Below are 23,375 nucleotides of genomic sequence, written 5' to 3'. Positions count from 1 at the left end.
ACCCATCACTCCAGGAAGATCAGGCTGGCCGGCGATGGTGGCAGCGGCTTGAAAGCGACAACGCGGAACCCAGCCGATTCGGCCATGTCGGCAAGCTCTTGTTGCGTATAAGCGTCGCCTCTCGGCGTCGTGGCCAGCATGACCATGGCAAAAGCAGCCGGGAACTCCGGCGAGACGCGATCCTCGTTTGGAACGAACTCAACGATCCCGACCCGCCCCCCGGGAACCAGGTTCGCTCGCGCCTTCTTCAAAAGCGCGATGCAGCCGTCAACATCGAAGTGATGAAGGAAGTTCGGGAGCAGTATGAGGTCATAGCCGCCGCCCCAATCGACTTCGAACGCACTTCCAGCCTGGAAGGTGAACCGGTCCGCCACGCCCGCCTTCGTCGCATTCTCTTGGGTTACAGCAAGAACCGGTTTCCAATCGAGTGCAACCACGCGTGCCGACGCCGCCACCTTGGCGATTTCGATCCCGAAGAACCCGGGGCCGGCGGCAATATCGAGCACCTTGCTTGGCGGCGTTGGCCACGTCGCGACATCCGATGCCAGGGCTTTTGCGCTTACGCCGGTGAACGCACCCATGGCGCGGGCAAACTTGACCCACACCGGATTGTCAGGGGCGACGTTCGCCAAGCCGACGGAACCGCCATTGCGGACATAGGCAGCCGGGTCGTCGAGCAGCAACGACACCATTTGTGGCGAGCCGAGGAAATCGATGGCAGCCCCCATATAGGCTGGCGAGCGCCGATCGAGAAAGACCTGGCTCGACGGCGTCAGCGCGTAATTGTCGCCGCCCTTCGTCAGGAAACCGGAAGTCACCAGAAAGTCGCAGAGAATGCGCACTCCGCGCTCGGCGCAACCCAACTCCGACGCGAGCATCGCCGCGGTTTTACCGTCCCCGGCAAGTCTCGTGAAAACATCGAATTCGATGGCCGCCTTCATCGCGGCCGTTTTCCGAAATGCGAACATCGCCTCGACCAGCAAGGCCGGCGAGACCTCTTCATGAACCACTTGCGTCGAAGACATCGGCTTTTCCCTCCCAGCGTGGAGCTACGACGGGAAGGACATATAGCAGAATCCGCACTTCTCGGCACGTCATGAGAAGAGGGAGGATTGCGCAAAAGAAGGCCGCGGCGATGCGCAAAGGCCCCCGTTTCAATTTCGAACGGCTTGCGCGCTCCCGTAAAGGAATTGGTTACCATAATTCGTCATCCTACCAGGCAACCGGACATATTAGCGAGCCGCAATTTAGCCCTGATGCTCCTATACCGGCCCCGGCGAAGAAGATCAGTTAGTACCGCCGGCCCAGTAACGAGTTGTGAAAGACGAGTGTTATGGCGTTGGCGGTCGATGTGTTTAGCAGTAGCAGGCCCATAGGTACCCCCATTTCTCGTTTCGTTTCCGCTTTCCGCTTCCTTTCAGGTGCAGCTCTTATCGGTGCCGGGTTTGCCGCTTCAGCTTGGGTCGTCGCCACCGTCGCGACCATGCATATGGTCGCTCCGAGCGCGGGTCCGCTTGCCAACGCCGCGCTTGCACCCCTAGCCGTCACCAACGCTGAGCCGACGCAGCGCCTCGTTCACGTCAAGAAATTCTCGAGGCTGCGCATGAGCACCGAGAGTGAACTGGCGCTGGCAAGGGGCGTTCGCGTGGCGACCCCGTCCGCAGCGCTCGCAGCAGCATTCGTCGGGCAGTCGGAGCCTCTTACCGTTTCTGAAGCCTCGCCGAACAAGCCGGCCATGATTGCGGCAGCAACAGCACCTGCCCAGCCGGCGCGGGCAAAGGATGACGCTGTTACGACGACACCTGTCGCCGTTGCCTCGGCTGATCGGATCATCATTCCCTCGAAGGCAGAGGTCGCGGCAGCCGAAGGCCCTGCCCTACTGGCGCTCGCCGCGCAACCCGAGGCCGTCATCAAGGGGCAGGTCCCGCCCGCCGCCCCCAAGCCTGGCCCGGTCGAGGTTGCAAGCCTTGCGCCGGCCGCGCAACCGGCTCCGGCCACAAGCCAGCCGTTCGATCTCGTGTTGAGCGGCAGCGACACGTCGATCCCTTTGCCGATGGCTCGGCCCGACGGCCTGAGCAAGCGCGCGACGCCTAGCGATCGCAGCGCTCCAGCAGAACCGGTACTCGCCTATGCCCGGCCGGATGCGGGCGCCTCGGATGATGACGAAGACGCGATGCCGACGGTAAAGAAGGGACTGTCTGCCCCGGTCGCGCGCAGCGGCGTCGCGGTGTACGACATTTCCGCCAACGTCGTCTACCTTCCGAACGGCGAACGCCTGGAGGCCCATTCCGGCCTCGGCAAGATGCGTGACAACCCGCGTTTCGTGCATGCCAAGAACCGCGGACCGACCCCACCGCACACGTACAATCTGACGATGCGTGAAAGCCTCTTCCACGGTGTCGAAGCGATCCGCCTCAACCCTGTCGGTGGCGCAGGCTACGTCTATAACCGCGTCGGTCTGCTCGCGCACACCTATATGCTCGGCGCCCGCGGCGACTCCAACGGTTGCGTATCCTTCAGGGATTACAAGCGCTTCCTCGCCGCCTTCAAGCGCGGCCAGATACGTCAGCTGGTTGTGGTCACCAGTATGCCGAACAAGCCGACTTCCACCTTCGCCTCGCTGTTTTCGTCCCGCTCCTGAGTAGGTCGTTATCAATAAAAGACATACTCGATTTTCCCCGTATTGATCGGCTATGCCATCATCCCCTCGTCCCGCCGCGGATACACCGCAAGGCGTTGCGGCGGGGCGGGAACGGCGCCGGATGTGGAAGAAGGACGTGAGCTTCCGCATCAGGGGTCCGCAGAAAATGGTCTCCCTCCGGGGACGGCGGCGTCCGCGCGAATGCGGCGCCGAGTTGAGCCTCGGACGTGCCTGTGTGGCACACATGGCCCCCTGAAGAAGCTTGGGCTTCCTCCGGCAAGGCTGCAGAGGGACCGGAGTTGCGGGCACAAACCGCCGAACGGGGCGCTGGGAAGCGCCATATTGTTTTTACTCCAGCGAGGCAATTTCCAGCGCCCCGTCCGAGTGACATGCAGGATCAAGCCACGGGCCGAAAGGATCGCGTGTAGGTTAGTGCTGCGGTCGGTTGAAAGGCCGGAGCGCAGGTTCAAAGCGACCGCGCAGCCAGAAATAATGTTCCACCCATTGATCGCGATGGACGAACCCGGCATAGCTGCATTATGTACCAGAATGACAATCGCTAAGGGCCTGCAATGGTGAATTATATCGAAGCCTCTTCCGCACCGTCGAAGAATACGGGCGCAATCAGGCTCTACGATTCCGAAGCTTTCGAGGGAATGCGCAAGGCTTGCCGCCTCACGGCGCGCTGCCTGGATGAGCTGGCCGCTGTCGTAAAGCCCGGCTTGGCGACCGATGCAATTGACCGTTTCGTCTTCGAGTTCGGCATGGACAACGGTGCTATTCCGGCGACCCTCAACTATCGCGGTTACACGAAATCGACCTGCACCTCGATCAACCATGTCGTCTGCCACGGTATTCCGGATGCCAAGCCGCTGCGCGAGGGCGATATCGTCAATATCGACGTCACCTATGTGGTCGATGGCTGGCACGGCGATTCAAGCCGGATGTATCCGGTCGGTACCATCAAACGCGCCGCAGAGCGGCTTCTTGAAGTGACTTACGAATCCCTGCTGCGCGGCATCGCGGCCGTTCGCCCTGGCGCTCGCACCGGTGCAATTGGGGAAGCCATTCAAACGTACGCCGAAGCCGAACGCTGTTCCGTCGTGCGCGATTTCTGCGGCCATGGTGTAGGCGCCCTCTTCCACGACTCCCCGAACATTCTGCACTACGGGCGCGCCAGCGAGGGACCGGAGCTGCGTGAGGGCATGATCTTCACCATCGAGCCGATGATCAACCTCGGTCGTCCGCATGTGAAAGTGCTGGCCGACGGCTGGACCGCCGTCACGCGCGATCGCTCGCTTTCCGCGCAATACGAACACACGGTCGGCGTCACCGCCGACGGCTGCGAGATCTTCACTCTTTCTCCCGGCGGCCTCGACCGCCCCGGCCTTCCGCCCTTGAACCGATGAGCACTTGATGACGAAGGGTCCTGTTTCGCACTCCAACGACGCCGAACTGCCCTTCGCCACCAGCGACGGAAGCGATGAACGCTCTTTCTTCGCGGAACAGGCCGCCAAACCGGCCTCGCTGGTGAAACAATCCAATCTCCCGGCATCGCTTGGCAAGGAAGAGCACTACCACGGCCACCGGGAGCGATTGCGTGACCGCTTTCGCCAGCATGGCGATACGGCGCTTGCCGACTACGAGCTGCTCGAATTGCTGCTGTTCAGATTGATCCCGCGGCGCGACACCAAACCGATCGCCAAGGCGTTGCTCGAGCGCTTCGGTTCACTCGCAGCGGTTTTCGGTGCGCCTCTGCCGCTGCTGCAAGAGGTAAAGGGCATCGGCGAGGCCGTGGCACTCGATCTGAAACTGATATCGACAGTGGCGCAGCGAACCCTGAAGAGCGAACTGCGCGGCAAGCAGGTGCTCTCGTCCTGGTCGTCGGTCATCCAGTATTGCCATGCGGCGATGGCGCACGAGACACGCGAGCAGTTCCGCATTTTGTTTCTCGACAAGCGCAACGCGTTGATCGCCGATGAGGTTCAGGGACGCGGAACGGTCGACCATACGCCGGTTTATCCGCGCGAGGTGGTGCGGCGGGCGCTCGAGCTTTCCGCCACCGCCTTGATCTTGGTCCACAACCATCCTTCCGGGGATCCTACGCCGTCGCGCGCCGATATCGACATGACGAAGATGATTGTCGACACGGCAAAGCCGCTCGGGATCACGGTCCACGATCACATCATCATCGGCAAGGATGGCCATGCGAGCCTCAAGGGCCTGCGTCTGATTTAGGGCCCGGGCCGCTTCAGGTGCCAGTCAGGTTTGGGTGGCAAAGCGAGGACGCTGCAACCGTCCTGCTTCGAGACCTCCATGACCACGATCGCCCCCCGCCAATTTCCACGGTCCTGGAGACTTGCAGTACAATGTCTTGCGCTCCTCACGCTCACGATCGGCGGCTACGCCGTCTACCTGTTCGCGACCGACAATTTTCATAGCGTAGTCGCCGGCGAGGTCTACCGCTCGTCGCAGCCCTCCCCGCGGGCCATCGCGGAGTTCGAGAAGCGCTACGGGATCAAGACGATCATCAGCCTGCGTGGCGGCGTCAATACCCCCGTGTGGCAAGCCGAAGTCGCACAAGCGAAGTCGCTCGGTATCGAGCACATCGATTTTCCAATGTCCGCTTACAGGGAGCTTACTCCGGAGCAGGCGAAGGAATTGATCCAGGTCATGAAGGACGCTCCGAAACCCTTGTTGATCCATTGCCTGTCCGGTTCCGATCGCACCGGGCTTGCAGCAGCCCTGTACCTTGCGGCAATCAGCAAGACGAACGAACACGTGGCGGAGGGACAGATGTCGATTCTCTATGGCCATATTCCGCTTCCGATCAGCCGCGCTTTCGCGATGGATCGCACCTTCGAGAAGCTAGAACCCCTGCTTGGCTTCAGTGAATCCTGATATTCGCTCATAAAATATTCTGCAACATTGACCTGCTACCCGTGGACGCGCGACATACTGCGTCGCAAAAATGATTCCAGCTTAGCAATCGGGGCCAGGTGAATGTTCCAGTACGATCTCGTTGTTGTCGGTAGCGGTCCGGCAGGCCGCCGCGGCGCTATCCAGGCCGCAAAGCTCGGCAAGAAGGTACTGGTCATCGAACAGGGCAAGCGGGTTGGCGGCGTTTCGGTGCATACTGGCACCATCCCCTCAAAGACGCTGCGCGAAACGGCCCTCAATCTCTCGGGTTGGCGCGAGCGCGGCTTCTACGGCCGATCCTACCGGGTGAAGGAGGAAATCAGCGCCGATGACCTTCGGCGGCGCCTGCTGATCACCCTTGATCACGAAGTCGAGGTGTTGGAGCACCAGTTCGCCCGAAACCGCGTGCAGCATATCAGGGGCAAAGCAAGCTTTGTCGACGCGTCGACGCTCGAAGTCGTCAAGGACGACGGCGAGGTCGTCAAGGTCACCGGGGCGAGTGTCCTGCTTGCGGTCGGCACGAAACCGTTCCGCCCGGACTACATCCCGTTCGACAACAAGACGGTACTCGACAGCGACGAACTGCTCGATATCGGAGAGCTGCCGCGCTCGATGGCTGTCATCGGCGCCGGCGTCATCGGCATTGAATATGCCACGATCTTCAGCGCCCTGGATACCGCGGTCACAGTCATCGATCCCAAAACGACGATGCTCGACTTCATCGACCGGGAAATCGTCGAAGACTTCACCTATCAGCTGCGCGATCGCAACATGAAGATCCTGCTCGGCACCAAAGCCGACAAGGTAACGCGCCTGGACAACGGCAAGGTAGAACTAAAGCTCGACAATGGTCGCCACCTGGTGACTGACATGGTTCTGTTTGCTGCCGGACGTCTGGGGGCGACCGACACACTCAATCTACCAGCTGCCGGGCTGGAAGCCGACAGCCGCGGTCGTCTTAAGGTCAATCCGGAAACCTTCCAGACTTCGGTACCGAACATCTATGCCGCCGGCGATGTCGTCGGCTTCCCGAGCCTCGCGTCCACATCGATGGAACAGGGTCGCATCGCCGCCCGCGTTGCGATCGGCGCGGTCGCAAAGGAGCCGCCAAAATACTTCCCTTACGGCATCTACGCCGTGCCTGAGATTTCCACCTGCGGCTTGACCGAGGAAGAAATGAAGGAGCGCGGCATTCCCTATGAATGCGGCATTGCGCGCTTCCGCGAGACGTCGCGCGGTCATATCATGGGCCTCGATACGGGGCTTCTGAAGCTCATCTTTTCGCTGAAGACGCGCCGGCTGCTTGGCGTGCACATCGTCGGCGAAGGGGCGACCGAGCTGGTGCACATCGGCCAGGCCGTGCTCAACCTCAAGGGCACGGTTGAGTATTTTGTGGAAAATACGTTCAACTATCCGACTCTCGCCGAAGCCTACAAGATCGCCGGTCTTGATGCATGGAACCGGATGGGCGACATCAAATCGGAACTTTGACAGCTAGCCATCGAGCTCTACCGCAAATCTTTGGCGATTTATCAAACAAAAACAGAATGATAGTAGCGTACAAAAATCCGTTCGGCCTGACTTATTTGTGTCAGATAGTCCCCGTAAAACCTTCCCTTGTATAATCCACCGCGTCTGGTAGCGTCCATTTTCGGGGATTTCTCTTACCAGCGAGTGACCGTGCAAGATCTGCCAAAGACTGCCGAACGGAATTTCCAGCTCATCCTGATCAAGCCGTCGCATTACGACGACGACGGCTATGTGATCCGGTGGTGGCGGGCGATGATCCCCTCCAATTCCCTGGCCGCGATTTACGGAATCGCCTCCGACTGTGCAGAACGCGAGGTGCTGGGGCCAGGGGTCAAGATCGAGATCACGGTCATCGACGAGACCAACACGCGGGTCGACACTCCGGCGCTGCTGAAACGACTCGCACAACACGACAATTTCGGGATGGTTGCGCTGGTCGGTGTTCAGTCGAACCAGTATCCCCGGGCACTGGACATCGCGCGCCCTTTCCGCAAGGCCGGAGTTCCGGTTTCGATGGGCGGCTTTCACGTGTCGGGGTGCCTCGCCATGCTCGACGGCAAGGCGGTCGGCCTCGATGCCTGTCGCGAGATGGGTATCTCGATGTTTGCCGGAGAGGCTGAAGGACGCCTGGAGCGCGTGCTGCAGGATGCGGCCAGCGGCCAGCTTGAGCCACTCTACAATTTCATGAACGACCTGCCGAGCATCGAAGGTGCGGCCGTCCCATTCCTGCCGAAAACCAATGTGGCGCAGACGCTCGGCCTCAGCACCAGCTTCGACGCCGGACGCGGCTGCCCCTATCAATGCTCTTTCTGCACCATCATCAATGTGCAAGGCCGCAAATCACGCTTCCGCTCGGCCGACGATGTCGAGAAACTGGTGCGGATGAACTGGGCGCAAGGCATCCACAAGTTCTTCATCACCGACGACAATTTCGCCCGCAACAGAGATTGGGAAGCAATCTTCGACCGCTTGATCGAACTCCGGGAGAAGGACGGCATTCCGCTTGGATTGATGATCCAGGTCGACACCCTCTGCCACAAGATCCCCAACTTCATCGAAAAATCGAAGCGCGCCGGCGTTACGCGCGTCTTCATCGGGCTCGAAAATGTAAACCCCGATAACCTGACCGCGGCCAAGAAGAACCAGAACAAAATTACTGAGTACCGGAAAATGTTGCTTGCCTGGAAGGCGCAAGGCATCATGACATTAGCCGGATACATTCTTGGCTTCCCGGCAGACACGCCAGAGACGATTCGACGCGACATCGCGATTATCCAGCACGAACTGCCGCTTGATGTCATCGAGTTCTTCGTGCTGACGCCACTGCCGGGCTCCGAAGACCACCAGACTCTATGGAAGAAGGGCGTCGAGATGGACGCCGACCTCAATATTTATGACGTCGAGCACGTCTGCACGGCGCATCCGAAGATGACCAAGCAGGAATGGGAAGACATCTACCAGGAGGCCTGGTCGCTCTACTATTCGCCAGAGCACATGAAGACGCTGCTGCGCCGGGCCGTTGCCACGGGTGTGCCGCTCGCCAGTCTCGTAAAGGTCCTTGTGTCGTTCGCCACGACTGTACCATTGGAAAACGTGCATCCATTGCAGAGCGGCCTTCTACGGCTCAAGCATCCCTCGGAACGGAGGCCCGATCTGCCGCGCGAAAGCGCTTTAATCTTTTGGCCGCGCTTCGTCTGGGAAACAGTCACCAAGCACGTGTCGCTAGGTGCAACCATTGCCAAGCTTGCAGTCAGCGCCTTCTTCATCGCACGAGACAAAAAGTCGAAGACCTATATGGACCAAGCACTGACACCGGTCGGTGACCATGAGGATGAGACGCTTGAACTCTTCACGAAGACAGCGGGCGGGCGAGCTGCGGTCTCCCACATTCACAAGGTCGCGGAATTAACCCACGCCCACAAGGTGCGCCCGGCCGTCTGAGGCCGAGCGCCACCGTCGACAGCCCAAGAACGGACGGTTATATCTGTGCCGCGGAGATCGTTGCTATGTTGAGTAGCGACGCAGCTTGAAGCGTGTCAAGGAACTCTACGCACTCAATCACCTTGCCGTTCTCGAAGGTCATCTTGTCCATGACCTCGGTATCGAACTTGGTAGTACCGTGCGGCATCTGCCCCCTACGATGGACCAGCGCCACATTGCCATCGACATGGATGTCGAGGATCTCAAGCGCCGTCATATCCCAAGTGTCGATGAAATGCCGCATCGTCGCGCGAAGTGCAGCACTGCCGACAACCGGCTCGGTGAGCGGCGCCAAATACCGACTTCCGGCCGCGCGGAAAATGCAGTTGTCACCGAGGAATGACATAAGGACATCAAGGTCCCCCTGATGTCGCGCCTCGAAAATCTGCCTTGTCAGGTCTTTCAAGTCTGCGCCGGAAGTCATCGTCAATCCCTCCCCTGCCAGCAATACGCAGCTTGCATCCGAACATTCTAAAATGCAACCAGATGGTGCGCCTCAAGCGCAGACCGGATAAGCGGTGACCTGAAAGCAACATGCGGCCTGGAGAATAAAAAAGCCCCGCACAAGGCGGGGCTTTCTGTAAGTTCATTTGGCCGAAGATTACTCGGCGCTGTCCTCGGAAGCCTTCTTCTTCGGAGCGGCCTTCTTCTTCGGAGCGGCGGCTTCTTCGCCTTCGGAAGCCTCAGCCTTGGCAGCTGCCTTCTTCTTCGGAGCAGCCTTCTTGGTTTCCTTCTCCGAGCCTTCGCCTTCTTCGTCGGCGAGAAGCTCTTCCTTGGTGACCTTCTTGTCCGTAACGTCGATCTCGGTCAGCAGGTGGTCGATGACCTTTTCTTCGAAGATCGGTGCGCGGATAGAGGCGGCTGCACCCGGCTGGCTACGGAAGAAGTCGAGGATCTGCTTTTCCTGGCCCGGATACTGACGCAGCTGCTCGTAGATGGCGCGCTGCATTTCGTCTTCGCTCACTTCAACGCCGGCCTTTTCGCCGATTTCGGAGAGAACGAGGCCGAGGCGAACGCGGCGTTCAGCAAGCTTCTTATATTCTTCGCGAGCCTTCTCTTCGGTCGTGTCTTCGTCTTCGAAGGTCTTGCCGGACTGAGCGAGGTCGTTGGCGACCTGGTTCCAGATGCCGTTGTATTCTGCTTCGACGAGCGAGGCAGGCGTCTCGAACTTATACATCTCGTCCAGCTGGTCGAGGATCTGGCGCTTGACCTTCTGGCGGGTCATCGACCCGTACTGCGATTCGATCTGGCCGCGGACGATTTCCTTCAGGCGGTCAGCAGACTCAAGGCCGAGCTTCTTTGCCAGTTCGTCGTTGATTTCAACGTCGGCCGGAGCTGCAACATCCTTGACGGTGACGTCGAAGGTTGCTTCCTGGCCAGCCAGGTTCTTGGCCGGGTAGTCAGCCGGGAACGTGACGGTGATAGTCTTCTCGTCACCAGCCTTCGTGCCGACCAGCTGGTCTTCGAAGCCCGGGATGAAACGGCCGGAGCCGAGAACCAGTTCGGCGCCCTGATCGGTGCCGCCTTCGAAGGCAACACCGTCGACCTTGCCGAGGTAGTCCATGGTGATGCGGTCGCCGTCGGCAGCCTTGCCCTTCTTGGTTTCGTAAGAACGGGCGCTTTCGGCAACCTTGAGAACCTGCTCGTTGACTTCCTCGTCGGAGATATCAACGACTTCGCGGGTGATCTTGACGCCCTTGACGGACTTCAGCTCGATCGGCGGCAGAACTTCATAGGAAAGCGTGAACTCGAAATCCTTCTGCGCAGCCAGGATCAGTTCTGCTTCGTCCTTGTCTTCCGTCATCGCGATTTCAGGCTGCGTCGCGGACTTTTCGCCGCGCTCCGCCAAGATGGCAGTCGGCTGTTCGCGAACGATCTCGTTGACGAGGTCGGCCATGATCGACTTACCGTAGACCTTCTTGAGGTGAGCGGCCGGAACCTTGCCCGGACGGAAGCCGTTGATGCGGACCTTGTCCTTCACGTCGGCAAGACGCTCGTTCATCTTGACTTCCATGTCCTTGGCCGGGATTACGACCTTGATTTCGCGCTTCAGCCCTTCAGCGAGCGTTTCGATAACCTGCATGTCTTCCTACCTCATTTCGTGGCGGCCGTGCCCAGACGCCGTTCGTTTCGATGAGCACGACGCCGGAAAGTTGCCGAGCGTGGCTTGTTCTCAATTCTTATTCATTCCACCCAAGGCGGAACGGCGCTTGCTTCCGGGTATCGAGGGACACCGGTTTCGGTCCCCCCGCCTGCAAGCCAGCTTTTGGTGCGGGTAGAGAGACTTGAACTCCCACGCCTTGCGGCACCAGAACCTAAATCTGGCGTGTCTACCAATTTCACCATACCCGCGTTCTCAAAAACCGCATGCATATGCCTGCACATGAGGCCTTCCGGAGCGCGGCGTCTCTATATCACCCGATTTGGGAGAGGCAAAGGAAAAATGAAGAGCAAATGACAGTGTTTTTGCCCGCACGAGCAGGCCTCCACACCCATTTGGCCTCTATTCAATAAAGAGGCTCGTCGTAAGCGGGCTTGCCGTCGACAAGCAGGCTGCGGATCTGCGGCGTTCCGTCGGACGCCACACGAACGGCAATGGATACATCACCATCTTGGCGAGCCCGCTCGAGGGCCGTCCCCTGCCCTTCGGGAACGTAGTAGCGTTCGATCCCGTACTCAACGCGAAGATGATCGGCGGAACTGGGACCGTAGCTGTAGAAAGGTCTGGTGTGCAAAACGACAGTCCCCGCCTGCTCCGGCAAAGGCGCGAACGATGATTCGACAATGCCCCAGAAGCCCCCTTCACCAGGCTTCAAGCGCACCCAGAGGCTCTTGCTACCCTGATCCTGCGGCACACCACCAATGATCGAGGCGACCGGGACCGAGGATATGTCGTAGTTCAGCACCACGTAGTCGCCGCGCAGAAAGTCGCGCGGATCGACCGGCGCAGTCTTTAGAAGAATATCGGCGCCGCTACGCAAAATCGAAGCACGACTCTCAATGACGTACCCCAGCACCGCCGTCTGCAGAGCGGCAACAATGACTGCGGCGACAATGTAGCGGCGCCCTGAGCCTTGCATTGAAAAGACGCTCATACGCTTGCCCCCTGCGTTCTCGATGCAAATCGCCGCTCAAGCCGAATGACGATCCATGCCACGACAGCAACGAAAAGCCCCGAGAACAAGAAGAGGCTGGATGTACCGAGAATCGATCCGACCGTCACCGACGCAAGATAGAGCATCTCCACCGCAAACATGGTGTAACCCAGATAGCGCACCGCGCCGTTGTCGCGGCCCTGGAGCCCGATCGCAAGAATCGCGGCGCCGAGCGTCACCACCGCCAATGTTACGAACTGCCAGCCATGCTCGAGTTCGACGTGCAGGAAGAACAAGCCAATCACTGCCACGAGGAACGCGTAGAACGCGGGCGCGGAACCGGCGCTTCTGACGAGTGCAGAAAGACGCGGCAGCGGCAGGCTGACGACCACGAAAGCCAGCATGCCGGCAACAAAATAGACGAGCGCAAGCCAGAAATTTTCGTTGACCGCATAGATCCAAGTCAGCCAGCCGACAAGCAGCAGATATGCCAGATGCCGCACGCGGCCTGCACCGGTGAAGCGCACAAGGCCAATGACAACCACCGCCATCAACGGCACGACCCAAGGATCAAGACCGACCCACCGGGTATCGTAGGTGTCGAGATAGGCGGCAAAGCTGCCCCACGACAAAAACCCCGCCACCGCAGCGACGACGCCCGAACGGAACAGAATCGCCGAAACCACGGCAATGACGAACCAGAGATACATCACCGTCAACTCGTCGCCCGACAGATGATACATCTGCCCGACCAGCGAAATCGCCCCGCCGAAGGATAGGGTGCCAATCACCAGCAACCCGCTTGCCGCCGCGATCGCACCACGCCTCAACATGGCGGCCGCGCCGAGATGCACGGTCCAGATAACCGCAACGATGACTACCAGGCGCACGAGGCGCGGGATGGCGTCCCAGTTCGAAGCCACGACAAGCAGGATCGCCGCGCCGAGCAGGATTGCGGCAAGGATCATCAACACCTTGCCGAGGCTGAAGCTTGCCGGACGGGCATCATATTCCCCCAACAGCGCTCCTGCGGTCGCTTCCGGCAAAAGCCCTTTTTCCACCCAAACTGAAAGATCTCGCTCCAGTCGACCGCGGTACATGCCCTACTCCACCAAACACGCAATGACGCGCTTTCTCCTTACTTTATAGCCGTTGATTGAGCAGGAGGGAAATATTCCCATATGAATTCCTCATTGTACAAATTAGGCGCGCGCCTTAACCGATCGATAACGTCAAATCGCTAATATATGCTCCATACTCGCAGCCATGCACTTGATGCATGGGCAGCATGAGAATATTGCACTGCAAAATCGAGATCGGCCATCCTATATGCTTGATCATAAGACAGGGAATGGCGTCCTTGCCCGGATTTCCGGAAGCCTGCGAAGATGATCTTCGTAACGAGATTCGGAGCAGCGCACTCCTCCTCCCAGCGCCCTCCGATAGACTGGCAACACTCCTCCTCCCAGTTGTCAGTCACTCTAATGACGCCCACCGGATCCTCCCCCGGTGGGCGTTTTGTTTTCGGAGCACAGCCGCCTAAGCCCAACGTTTCCAGCGATCTGCGGCAGGACCATGACAATCGCTCAGGCGGAAGCTCGCGCACGACAGATATGACCACCAGGCCCGCCCTCGCAAGCAAACGGAAAAATCGTCGCTCGCGACGAGCGAACCGAGCGAACTTTGCCTGAGACCTGTTAGGCACAGGATGCCCTGCGCCCCAGCGGCCGGAAAACAGCCCCGAACCGATCGGCAGCAAGGCATTCTGCCTATTGATTGACCAGATAGTGGCCAAATCATGCAATAAGCGGTTCTAGACCTGCATCTATTGCATAGGTGCTCTGAAATCTTGTCTCTGGCGAAGTTTCGCACTGCAACATATATTTCAGTTCATCAAATAGAGGTCAGCGCCGACCGGCGGCAGCTGGCAAATCGCAAGCCCTAGGAAAGGGGACCAAAATGAACTTCACACGCTCTTTCAACAACTGGCGCAAGTATCGTCAGACCGTTACCGAACTCGGCCGCATGACCAACCGCGAATTGCACGATCTCGGCATCGATCGCTCCGACATCCAGCGCGTTGCTCGCGAGGCTTCTGCCCGCTAATACAAACGATCCGCTATCCTCCCAAGCAGATCGCTTACCCAAGACGCCCGCTGCCAATGGCAACGGGCGTTTTCTTTTGTCTGGCTACCGGCTTCCGCAATGGTTGTGGCCGGAATCGGGCTCTCAAGGGGCGGCGCCCAGATAGTAACCCTGCATCCGAAATGAGCATCGCATGCACAATTGCATAGCAGATGCCTTTTCTTTGCACTGCACAATATGACAGAGAACATCTATATGAGTGATCAACGATCAGGCGGCGATGGCGCCGCTCTCGACGGTCACTTTGAGGAAGATGAACATGAACCCGATCCGCATTGCAAAGAGCTGGATTAGCTACCGCCGCACGCTCAGCGAGCTTGGCAGCCTCTCCAACCAGACGCTCGCCGACATTGGCGTTAGCCGCTACGACATCCGCAACATCGCTTCCCGCTCGTTCCGCTAATAGCGGCGAGCGCTAAGCTTCCAAGACGGCGCTACGGCGCCGTTTTTGATTCTGGGGCCTTATTGCCCAATACAGACGCCAACCATTCGGTTGGACCCGGATCTCCGAGATCAAAGCGCAACATGCGAAATGAACATTCTGCCAGCCTGTTGATACGCGCGATATCGGTCGTCCTTTAGGGTGGACTAATATTAACCATTGTGAAAGTATCCGGCCGTTGCATAACGGAGACATGCGGAATGTGCCGATATAATCTTCGGATGGAGGACGGCCTTTGGACAGTCGTCGACGCCACGACACAGCGCCCGGCTGAACTGAACGGCGTTCCGATGGCTAGGATGACGTGGCGCGAAGCATGCGACATGGTCGATCTGCTGAATAATCTCGACCGAATAAGCTTCATGTCCAAACGCTACGAAACATCGGCCAGAGCAACGGCTTGAACTTCTGGATGTGCATCACCGCTGGCGTCCAACCCCACGTCAGCATTCCGCTCCCCGCTCAGAGGCCGAGTGCTTTTATCTTCTGAGCCACAAAATCTACGAATGCACGCGTCTTCGCCGAGACATGTCTCCCCTCCACATGAACGACGTGAATTGGCAAAGGCTCTTCCTCGTACTCCTCGATCACTGTTTTCAACCGACCGGCCGCAAGGTGTTCCGCCACCTGATAGGACAGGGTCCGTGAGAGCCCCCACCCGGTCACCGCGGCTTCGATCGATGCACCGACAGTGTTGCAATACATGCGTGGGTGAAGCTTCACGGGCGCGTGGCCCGGCGCAAAGTGCCATTCCAGCGGCGCCGACGACCCGGTATTGACGATCGTGACGTGCCGGGCAAGGTCCGCCGGCGTCGTCGGTTCGCCGTGGCGCTCGAAATAGCCGGGCGCGCCGCATACGACGCGGCGGACACTACCGACCCTGACTGCTTGCTGATCCGAGTCTTGCAGGTGTCCGATGCGGACGGCAACGTCGATGCCCTCCTCCACGAGATTGACCATCCTGTCGAAGAAGAGTGCACGCCCTGTCACGGCCGGGTGCAGACTGAGAAACTCCGTCATGATCGGGATGACATAGATCTGACCGAACAGAACCGGCGCCGTGATCGTCAGGATCCCCGATGCCGTTGCATGAGATCCGCCCGCCGAGGCTTCCGCCTCGTCAATGTCCCCGAGGATCCGCCGACAGTCATCGGCATAGCGGCTGCCGGACGGCGTCAGCTTTACGGAGCGTGTCGAGCGCACGAAGAGCCGCGCCCCGGTGGCCTCCTCGAGAGAGGCGACTGCGCGCGTGACCGCCGGGGCACTCATATGGAGCTGGCGAGCTGCCTGCGCAAAGCTCGCCGTTTCGGCGACTTTGACGAAAACTCTCATGCATTGAAGTCGATCCATCACCCACCGTTATTCCGCCAAATGAAATAGTTTCTTGTGTGTTATCGTAATTCAACACTGAGCAAGGAACAATTACTATCCGGCCTATTGCAACGTGGAGATCAGACTGATGAAGCTCTATTCGCATCCCCTTTCGGGCCATTCCCATCGCGCTCACCTCTTCCTGTCGCTTATCGGCATCGACGCCGAGGTCGTGCAAGTTGACCTTGCTGCCAGGGAGCACAAGAGCGCCAAGTTCCTGGCGCTCAATCCGTTCGGCCAGTTGCCGGTGCTCGAAGATGGCGATGTCGTTATCAGCGACTCCAATGCTATCCTCGTCTACCTCGCCAAGAAGTACGCGCCCGAAGGGTGGCTTCCGGAGGAGCCTGCAGCCGCGGCGGCGATCCAGCGGTGGCTTTCGGTTGCCGCCGGCGAGATTGCCTATGGCCCTTGTGCGGCAAGGCTCGTGACGTTGTTCGGCGCGACATTCGATAGCGGCGAAGTGATCGCGCGGGCTCATCGCATTCTGCAGTTGATCGATGACCGGCTGGTCGATCGTGAATGGATCGCCGCAAGCCGACCAACCATCGCCGATGTCGCCCTTTACAGCTATATCGCCCGCGCACCGGAAGGGAATGTCGATCGATCGGCGTATCGCAACGTGACGGCATGGCTCGAGCGGATCGAGGGCCTGCCCGGCTTTGAGCCATTCCAGAAATCGCCCGTCGGCATAGTCGAAGCGGCTTGAGGCACACCAGCCGAGAAAGGAGGCAGCCATGTCTGTCGAAATACGCGGCGCCAAGCCTTCTCCCTGGCATGCCGGGGAGGTCGCGCTTCAGGACAAGGTCGGCGTCGCCAAGCGAATGGACGAAGTGGGCCGTCGCGTGCTGCGAGATTACCTGATCGATCAGCACCGCGAATTCTATCCGCAGCTACCCTTCATCGCCCTCGGAAGCGTGGACACGGAAGGCAACCCCTGGGCGACGTTGCGCGCCAATCGGCCGGGATTCCTGCACAGCCCCGACATTCATACCCTGAGTGTCGGTCTTCAGCGCATGCCTTTCGACCCGGCCGATGAAGGGATGGAGGACGGCAACGCGGTCGCCATGCTCGGTATCGAGCTCCATACGCGCCGCCGAAACCGTCTGAACGGAACGATCCACCGTACCGGACCCAACCGCTTCGATGTGCGCGTCGGACAATCCTACGGCAACTGCCCGCAATATATACAGCTGCGCGACTTCGAGTTCGTGCGGGATCCGTTGCAGCCGGCCGAGCCACCCCCAGTCCGTTTCGACAGTCTCGGCGGCCGTCCAGCAGAGATGATTGCGAAGGCGGATACGTTTTTTGTTGCATCCTATGTCGATCGCGATGGCGAGCGGCAGATCGACATCTCGCATCGCGGCGGCAGGCCGGGGTTCGTGAGAATCGGCGAGGACGGCATTCTGACAATCCCCGACTTTGCCGGCAATCTCTTCTTCAACACGCTCGGCAACATCGTTGCCAATCCGCGGGCCGGGCTCGTCTTCGCGGATTTTGAGAGCGGCGATCTACTCCAACTCTCGGGTGAAGCTTGGGTCATACTGGAGTCACCTGAAATCGCGGCTTTCCAGGGAGCCGAACGGCTATGGTGTTTTCGTCCGAGTCAGATCGTCCACAGAGCGGGCGCGCTGCCGCTCCGCTGGCGTTCGCGTGCTGATGGCCAGTCACCCAATTCCCTGATGACCGGAAGCTGGAATGATGCCGCCGCTCGACTTCGCGCGACGGCCCTTGCCAAGGGCTGGCGGCCGTTCCGCGTTGCCCGCGTCGTTCGGGAAAGCGCAAGCGTGCGCTCATTCTATCTTGAGCCTACAGATGCGGGCGGGATCGTTCCCCATATCGCTGGGCAGCATTTGCCCATTCGCGTCAACATAGCGGGAGCTGGCTCGCCGCTGGTTCGTACTTACACGATATCCTCTGCTCCCTCCGACAGCGTGTATCGCATCAGCGTCAAGCGAGAGGGGCTAGTTTCGACGCATCTCCACGACGTTATCCGAGAAGGCGACATCATCGATGTCCGCGCGCCCGCCGGCGCGTTCACGATCGACGCCGCGGAGAGACGCCCAGCCGTCCTGTTGGCGGCGGGCATTGGCATCACACCGCTGCTCGCGATGCTTCGGCACATCGTCTACGAAGGATTGCGTACGCGGCGGATACGGCCGACCTGGCTGATCTATTCGGCTCACAACAAACAGGATCGCGCCTTTGATGCCGAGCTTCATGCCCTCGCCGCCGCGGCCGGTGGCGTCGTCAAGCTGGTCCGGCTACTCAGTGATGCGAGTGATACGGTCGGCGGCGAAGACTACGAACAGCAGGGGCGCGTTGACATGACGCTGCTGACCAGCGTGTTGCCGTTCAACGATTATGACTTCTATCTTTGCGGTCCAACAGGTTTCATGCAGTCAGTCTATGATGGCCTGCGCGGATTGAATGTTGCCGATGGACGAATCCATGCGGAAGCGTTTGGCCCCGCATCGCTCCAGCGGTCGGGGGACGAGACCACGAGGTGGTCCGCACGCACCGCCGAGGAACCGCAGCCGGTCTATTTCATGCACTCCGGAAAGGAAGCGCGCTGGGAGCCGGGATCGGGCACGTTACTGGAGCTTGCCGAAGCGCGCGGCTTGGCGCCCGAGTTCAGCTGTCGCCTCGGCAATTGCGGAAGCTGCAGGACGAAAATCCTGTCAGGTTCCGTCGCCTATATCAAGGAGCCGACCGCGGACGTCGCCGATGACGAAGCGCTGATCTGTTGCGCCGTGCCCGCGGCGAGCGACACAGGCGCCCGGCTGGAGTTGGATATATGAGGGCATCGAGCCCTCGCAATTCTTCGGTTTCCTGCGCCGGCCCAGCGTGGTAATCAGCCGCGCATGAACAAGACCTCTTCCCATTCTCCCATCCATGTGGTCGGCGGCGGGCTCGCCGGCTCAGAGGCGGCCTGGCAGATCGCAAATGCCGGCGTGCCTGTCATCCTGCACGAGATGCGCGGTGTGCGCGGCACCGACGCTCACAAGACCGACGGCCTGGCCGAGCTCGTCTGCTCCAATTCCTTCCGCTCGGACGACGCGACCAGCAATGCGGTCGGCGTCATCCATGCCGAGATGCGCATGGCGGGGTCGCTGATCATGGCATGCGCCGACAAGCACCAGGTTCCCGCCGGTGGCGCACTGGCCGTCGACCGCGATGGTTTCTCGGACGCCGTTACCAAAGCGATCCAGGACCACCCATTGATAACGGTCGTTCGTGAAGAAGTGACCGGCTTGCCGCCGAAGGAATGGGATCTTGCGATCGTTGCGACCGGTCCTCTGACGGCCCCTGCCCTCGCAAACGCCATCCAGGCCGAGACGGGTGCCAACGCGCTCGCCTTCTTCGATGCGATCGCGCCGATCGTTCATCGCGACAGCATCGACATGGATATCTGCTGGTACCAGTCGCGCTACGACAAGGTCGGCCCCGGAGGCACCGGCAAGGACTATATCAACTGCCCGATGACCGAAGAGCAATACAATGCTTTCGTCGACGCCCTGATTGCCGGTGACACTGTCGGCTTCAAGGAATGGGAAGGCACGCCCTATTTCGATGGCTGCCTTCCGATCGAGGTGATGGCCGAGCGTGGCCGCGAGACGCTTCGCCACGGCCCCATGAAGCCGATGGGCCTGACCAATGCTCACAACCCGACCGTCAAGGCCTATGCGGTCGTACAACTGCGGCAGGACAACGCGCTCGGCACGCTCTACAACATGGTCGGATTCCAGACGAAGCTGAAATACGGCGCCCAGGCTGATATCTTTCGGATGATCCCGGGACTGCAGAATGCGGAATTTGCCCGCCTCGGCGGCCTCCATCGGAATACCTACATTAATTCGCCGACACTGCTCGACCCGTCGCTCACTCTCAAGTCGCGCCGAGGACTGCGCTTCGCCGGTCAGATCACCGGATGCGAAGGCTATGTCGAAAGCGCAAGCGTCGGGTTGATGGCCGGCCGGTTCGCCGCAGCCGAGCGCAAGGGAGAGGACGTTTCACTGCCGCCCGCAACGACAGCGCTCGGCTCGCTGCTCGGCCACATCACCGGTGGCCACATCGTCAACGACGAGGAGCCTGGCAAGCGATCGTTCCAGCCGATGAACATCAATTTCGGCCTCTTTCCCGAACTCGAGCCCGGTTCGATCGTAAAACCCGAAGGCGTCAAGCGTTTCCGCGGCAAGGACAAGACCATCATGAAGCGCCAGTTGATCGCTAGGCGCGCGCTTGGCGATTGTGCGAGCTGGTTGGGCCTCGACGTCAAACTCGCGGAGAGTGCCTGATCGGCGCTGGGCAGCAGCATTCTCAAGGTTATCGTCTTTCGACGAGCCGGGCGATTTGTCTTGATGGCCAATACGTTCCACGGCGTTCCTGACCAAACGAGACTTTCACATTCCGTTAGGGCAGTTCTGAGACGAGGCGAGTTGTTCTGCATCGCCAGCTAGCATCCGGTGCAGCGGGAGGAAACGGTTGTCCCTGGCAGCCCACGCGGACCGCGAACCGAAATGCGCATGTCAGCCGATTCTGTCCGCGCGGTCGTTGAGGCGGCCGGCTTTCGCACGTGGAGGATCTCTCACCAGACCACTACGCGGCGATCCTCCACCTAGCGTGATGACGGAACGGTTGTCCTGCAGGCCTGAACCGGTGGACAGGGAACGGATCCGTATGAGCAAAAGACGCAGCAATCGCCTTGCTTCGGCGTGAGCGTTGTTCCGCAGCTTCGACAATCATAGCGACAGACGCACGCGTCAACCGGCATAGTCTCCAGCGCCCGGTGGCCGCAGATGGGACATGTCAGAATTGACCGCGGTTCCATCGTATCCCTCTTCACGCTGCCCTCAATGCGCGATTGGTCCGTCGGCCTTCTTCCAGGCGTCAATGCCGCCTTGAATATGAAAGGCCAGCGGAAGGCCGGCATCATGGGCTGCCTGCACTGCCATTGCCGATCGTTCACCAAAGGCACAATAGAAGAGCAGCCTCTTGCGGGTTGACGTTGCCAGTTCATGGAGCGTCCCACCGGCACCTATGCTTTCCTCGAGCGAAGGATAGGGAACGTGCAACGACCCGGGAATCGTGCCGTTTCGCTGTCGCTCGGCATTCTCGCGCAGATCGATCAGCGCGACATCTCCGAGACCGACGACGCCCCGCGCTTGCTGCGCCGTCAGCGCCCAGCCGTGGCGCATGACGTTGTCCTGGTTCATTCCGACCTTTATGTTGGCCGGGACAGCGACATCCATCATCTTCGGGTTTGCAAGCTTCAGATTGTTCATCAGCTCGGCATATTCTTCGGCTGACTTCACCTGCAGGCGGGGGTTGAATGCCCTTTCCTCGCCGATGGTGGAGACTGTATCTCCCTTGTAGTCATGCGCCGGGAAAACCAAGGTCGATTCGGGAAGCTTCAGAAGCCGCCCGAAGATCGACTCGTACTGAGCCCTGGGATCGCCATTCTGGAAATCAGTCCTGCCGGTACCGCGGATCAGCAGCGTGTCGCCGGTGAATACGCGGTCAGGCAGGACGAAACTGTAGGAATCGTCCGTATGGCCCGGCGTATAGATCACATCGAGGGAGAGCCCTTCGATCGTCAGCGTGTCATTGTCGGAGAGACGCATCGAGACGACATCGGCCTTTGTCTGCTCTCCCATCACGGTGATGCAATGGGTCTTGTCGCGCAGCGCGCCAAGACCGGTGATGTGGTCGGCATGGAGATGGGTATCCACGGCCTTGACCAGCTTTAGATCAAGCTCGTGGATGAGCTGGAGGTAGCGCTCGACCCTTTCCAGCACTGGATCGATGATCAGTGCCTCGCCCCCCTTCCGACTTGCCAGCAAATAGGAATAGGTGCTCGATACCGGATCGAACAGCTGCCGGAAGATCATCCCCACCTCCTTCGTGGCGACATGGTTTGCGAGCGACTATCCGTGCGGCTGCGGCACGATCCTGATATAGGGTTTTGGGGCCCGCCAACCCTGCGGATACTGCTTCTTCGCGTCCTCGTCGGAAACAGAACCGGCAATGATCACGTCCTCCCCGTTCTTCCAGTTCACCGGCGTGGCGACCTTGTGCTTTGCAGTGAGTTGCAAGGAATCGATGACCCGCAGCACCTCATCAAAATTGCGACCGGTTGTCATGGGATAGACCATAACGAGCTTGATCTTCTTGTCAGGGCCGATCACGAAAATATTGCGTACGGTCTGGTTATCGGCCGGCGTGCGCTCTGTTGGATCACCGGATACCAGCGCAGGCAGCATGTTGTAGCGCTTCGACACCGTGTAATCGACGTCGGCGATCATCGGATAGTTGGGACGATAACCCTGCGTTTCCTCGATATCCTTCATCCAACTGGCATGGCGCTCAAGCGGATCGACGGATAGGCCGATGATCTTCACGCCGCGCCTGTCGAATTCAGGCTTGATCCGGGCCATATAGCCGAGTTCGGTCGTGCATACGGGCGTAAAGTCCTTCGGATGCGAAAACAGCACCGCCCAGGAATTGCCCATCCATTCGTGAAAACTGATCTTGCCTTCGGTTGTCTGGGCTTCGAAATCCGGAGCGGTATCATTGATTGCAAGCATCACGCACCTCCCATAGCGCTTTTGAATACAAACTCAAACTTTACCGGATGAGCCTAAATCTTGCGCCTATTTCAGGCCGTAGGCAACGGCAAAACGGCCGCAGCAACGCCTCGCGCGAGGCGCCGCAGCATCCACGGAAATAGCAGCGCCAGCTTCCTTAGTGGCGGTCTGCGATTGTGGAGTTATGGGGCGGCAGGGCCTTGTCCGGCTCCGCCACATAGTTGCCAAGGAGCCAGAGAGAGACCTCCGACGCTTCCCTGGCGGACGCGAATTCGAACGTACCGCTCTGATGCGGCGCGTCAAGGAACTCAATGCTGAGACCTCTGCCGGTTTCCGAGCTTAGAACGCGCACCCTGCCCGGTTCAATGACGTGGCATGAATAGTGCCTCTGCATGCTGCGCATGTAGCCAGCCTTGTTGTCATGCAGGCGCACGAACACTGCCTGCCCGTTGGCGGTCGCCTGCAGCTGGCGGATTGCTTCATTCGGGAAAGCGCGGTTGAATTCGATGATGGCGAGCCCGGTATCGTGAAGGCCATCTTCCTTGTTCTGCGCGGCCATCCGCGTCGAGATGAAGGCGATGAAGATGACGATCGCGAAAATAACGGCCCAGACGATTATGCTCACGTCCCTCTCCGATCAAAAACGGCAATGGCGTCGTTATAACACA

Annotated in this window: 21 protein-coding genes and 1 tRNA gene; 11 read left to right on the top strand and 11 right to left on the bottom strand. The window is 59.6% G+C overall.

Features of this window, described 5'->3' with window-relative positions; genetic code table 11:
• Positions 1-5: 5 nt before the first annotated feature.
• The gene (locus FHX16_RS18885; protein WP_259129676.1) at positions 6-1,025 is read right to left on the bottom strand and encodes a class I SAM-dependent methyltransferase; all 1,020 of its coding nucleotides are present in this window, start codon (positions 1,023-1,025) and stop codon (positions 6-8) included.
• A 308-nt stretch (positions 1,026-1,333) separates the two neighbouring features.
• Here FHX16_RS18885 and FHX16_RS18880 point away from each other — a divergent pair, with 308 nt between their 5' ends.
• From FHX16_RS18880 to FHX16_RS18855, 6 genes are all read left to right on the top strand, one after another.
• Complete coding sequence (locus FHX16_RS18880) at positions 1,334-2,641, top strand: tlde1 domain-containing protein (protein ID WP_405049295.1); 1,308 nt, start codon at positions 1,334-1,336, stop codon at positions 2,639-2,641.
• A 572-nt stretch (positions 2,642-3,213) separates the two neighbouring features.
• Positions 3,214-4,050, top strand: a complete 837-nt coding sequence (map, locus tag FHX16_RS18875) for a type I methionyl aminopeptidase (RefSeq protein WP_183864159.1) — start codon at positions 3,214-3,216, stop codon at positions 4,048-4,050.
• Between the two features lie 7 nt (positions 4,051-4,057).
• On the top strand, positions 4,058-4,879 hold the full coding sequence (gene radC, locus FHX16_RS18870; protein ID WP_259129672.1) for a DNA repair protein RadC: 822 nt from the start codon (positions 4,058-4,060) through the stop codon (positions 4,877-4,879).
• A 78-nt stretch (positions 4,880-4,957) separates the two neighbouring features.
• Positions 4,958-5,542, top strand: coding sequence for a tyrosine-protein phosphatase (locus FHX16_RS18865; RefSeq protein ID WP_183756969.1), 585 nt, complete (start codon positions 4,958-4,960; stop codon positions 5,540-5,542).
• 102 nt (positions 5,543-5,644) lie between these two features.
• Positions 5,645-7,051: a Si-specific NAD(P)(+) transhydrogenase gene (sthA, locus tag FHX16_RS18860; RefSeq protein WP_016553785.1), complete on the top strand. Its 1,407-nt coding sequence runs from the start codon at positions 5,645-5,647 to the stop codon at positions 7,049-7,051.
• Positions 7,052-7,234: 183 nt separating this feature from the next.
• Positions 7,235-9,031: a B12-binding domain-containing radical SAM protein gene (locus FHX16_RS18855; protein ID WP_405049294.1), complete on the top strand. Its 1,797-nt coding sequence runs from the start codon at positions 7,235-7,237 to the stop codon at positions 9,029-9,031.
• A 37-nt stretch (positions 9,032-9,068) separates the two neighbouring features.
• Here the strand turns inward: FHX16_RS18855 and FHX16_RS18850 are convergent, their stop codons facing one another.
• The 5 genes from FHX16_RS18850 to FHX16_RS18830 all read right to left on the bottom strand — a co-directional run bounded on the left by FHX16_RS18850 (position 9,069) and on the right by FHX16_RS18830 (position 13,265).
• Positions 9,069-9,494, bottom strand: a complete 426-nt coding sequence (locus FHX16_RS18850) for a nuclear transport factor 2 family protein (protein WP_183864155.1) — start codon at positions 9,492-9,494, stop codon at positions 9,069-9,071.
• Between the two features lie 177 nt (positions 9,495-9,671).
• Positions 9,672-11,153 carry a trigger factor gene (gene tig, locus FHX16_RS18845; protein ID WP_183864154.1) on the bottom strand — a complete coding sequence of 494 codons (1,482 nt, stop codon included), beginning with the start codon at positions 11,151-11,153 and terminating at the stop codon, positions 9,672-9,674.
• A 184-nt stretch (positions 11,154-11,337) separates the two neighbouring features.
• A tRNA-Leu gene (locus FHX16_RS18840) sits at positions 11,338-11,422 on the bottom strand.
• A gap of 155 nt (positions 11,423-11,577) precedes the next feature.
• Positions 11,578-12,165 (bottom strand): GDYXXLXY domain-containing protein, encoded by a 588-nt coding sequence (locus FHX16_RS18835; protein ID WP_183756973.1) that lies wholly within the window; start codon positions 12,163-12,165, stop codon positions 11,578-11,580.
• On the bottom strand, positions 12,162-13,265 hold the full coding sequence (locus tag FHX16_RS18830; RefSeq protein WP_183864153.1) for a DUF2157 domain-containing protein: 1,104 nt from the start codon (positions 13,263-13,265) through the stop codon (positions 12,162-12,164). Before FHX16_RS18830 ends, FHX16_RS18835 begins: the two co-directional genes overlap by 4 nt.
• Positions 13,266-14,124: 859 nt before the next feature.
• Between FHX16_RS18830 and FHX16_RS18825 the strand changes: the two genes are divergently transcribed.
• Both FHX16_RS18825 and FHX16_RS18820 read left to right on the top strand, forming a co-directional pair.
• The gene (locus FHX16_RS18825) at positions 14,125-14,271 is read left to right on the top strand and encodes a DUF1127 domain-containing protein (protein WP_016553779.1); all 147 of its coding nucleotides are present in this window, start codon (positions 14,125-14,127) and stop codon (positions 14,269-14,271) included.
• A 298-nt stretch (positions 14,272-14,569) separates the two neighbouring features.
• A complete protein-coding gene (locus FHX16_RS18820; RefSeq protein ID WP_183757029.1) occupies positions 14,570-14,713 on the top strand; it encodes a DUF1127 domain-containing protein in 144 nt (47 codons plus the stop codon).
• A gap of 501 nt (positions 14,714-15,214) precedes the next feature.
• Here FHX16_RS18820 and FHX16_RS18815 read toward each other — a convergent pair.
• Positions 15,215-16,084 carry a LysR family transcriptional regulator gene (locus FHX16_RS18815; protein WP_183864152.1) on the bottom strand — a complete coding sequence of 290 codons (870 nt, stop codon included), beginning with the start codon at positions 16,082-16,084 and terminating at the stop codon, positions 15,215-15,217.
• Positions 16,085-16,211: 127 nt separating this feature from the next.
• Between FHX16_RS18815 and FHX16_RS18810 the strand changes: the two genes are divergently transcribed.
• The 3 genes from FHX16_RS18810 to trmFO all read left to right on the top strand — a co-directional run bounded on the left by FHX16_RS18810 (position 16,212) and on the right by trmFO (position 20,418).
• Complete coding sequence (locus FHX16_RS18810; protein WP_183864151.1) at positions 16,212-16,829, top strand: glutathione S-transferase family protein; 618 nt, start codon at positions 16,212-16,214, stop codon at positions 16,827-16,829.
• Between the two features lie 28 nt (positions 16,830-16,857).
• The gene (locus FHX16_RS18805; protein ID WP_183864150.1) at positions 16,858-18,921 is read left to right on the top strand and encodes a pyridoxamine 5'-phosphate oxidase family protein; all 2,064 of its coding nucleotides are present in this window, start codon (positions 16,858-16,860) and stop codon (positions 18,919-18,921) included.
• A 63-nt stretch (positions 18,922-18,984) separates the two neighbouring features.
• A complete protein-coding gene (trmFO, locus tag FHX16_RS18800) occupies positions 18,985-20,418 on the top strand; it encodes a methylenetetrahydrofolate--tRNA-(uracil(54)-C(5))-methyltransferase (FADH(2)-oxidizing) TrmFO (RefSeq protein WP_183864149.1) in 1,434 nt (477 codons plus the stop codon).
• Positions 20,419-20,738: 320 nt separating this feature from the next.
• Here trmFO and FHX16_RS18795 read toward each other — a convergent pair whose 3' ends face one another.
• The 4 genes from FHX16_RS18795 to FHX16_RS18780 form a co-directional block, all read right to left on the bottom strand.
• Positions 20,739-20,951, bottom strand: a complete 213-nt coding sequence (locus FHX16_RS18795; protein WP_246712711.1) for a GDCCVxC domain-containing (seleno)protein — start codon at positions 20,949-20,951, stop codon at positions 20,739-20,741.
• Between the two features lie 22 nt (positions 20,952-20,973).
• Positions 20,974-22,011, bottom strand: a complete 1,038-nt coding sequence (locus FHX16_RS18790) for an MBL fold metallo-hydrolase (protein ID WP_183864148.1) — start codon at positions 22,009-22,011, stop codon at positions 20,974-20,976.
• 36 nt (positions 22,012-22,047) lie between these two features.
• Positions 22,048-22,707 carry a peroxiredoxin gene (locus FHX16_RS18785; RefSeq protein WP_114712573.1) on the bottom strand — a complete coding sequence of 220 codons (660 nt, stop codon included), beginning with the start codon at positions 22,705-22,707 and terminating at the stop codon, positions 22,048-22,050.
• Between the two features lie 157 nt (positions 22,708-22,864).
• Positions 22,865-23,332: a hypothetical protein gene (locus tag FHX16_RS18780; RefSeq protein ID WP_183864147.1), complete on the bottom strand. Its 468-nt coding sequence runs from the start codon at positions 23,330-23,332 to the stop codon at positions 22,865-22,867.
• Between the last annotated feature and the right edge of the window lie 43 nt (positions 23,333-23,375).

The sequence above is a fragment of the Rhizobium sp. BK661 genome (genome assembly GCF_024808825.1).
Classification (GTDB): Bacteria; Pseudomonadota; Alphaproteobacteria; order Rhizobiales; family Rhizobiaceae; genus Rhizobium.
This window is presented reverse-complemented; position numbering and strand designations above follow the sequence as displayed.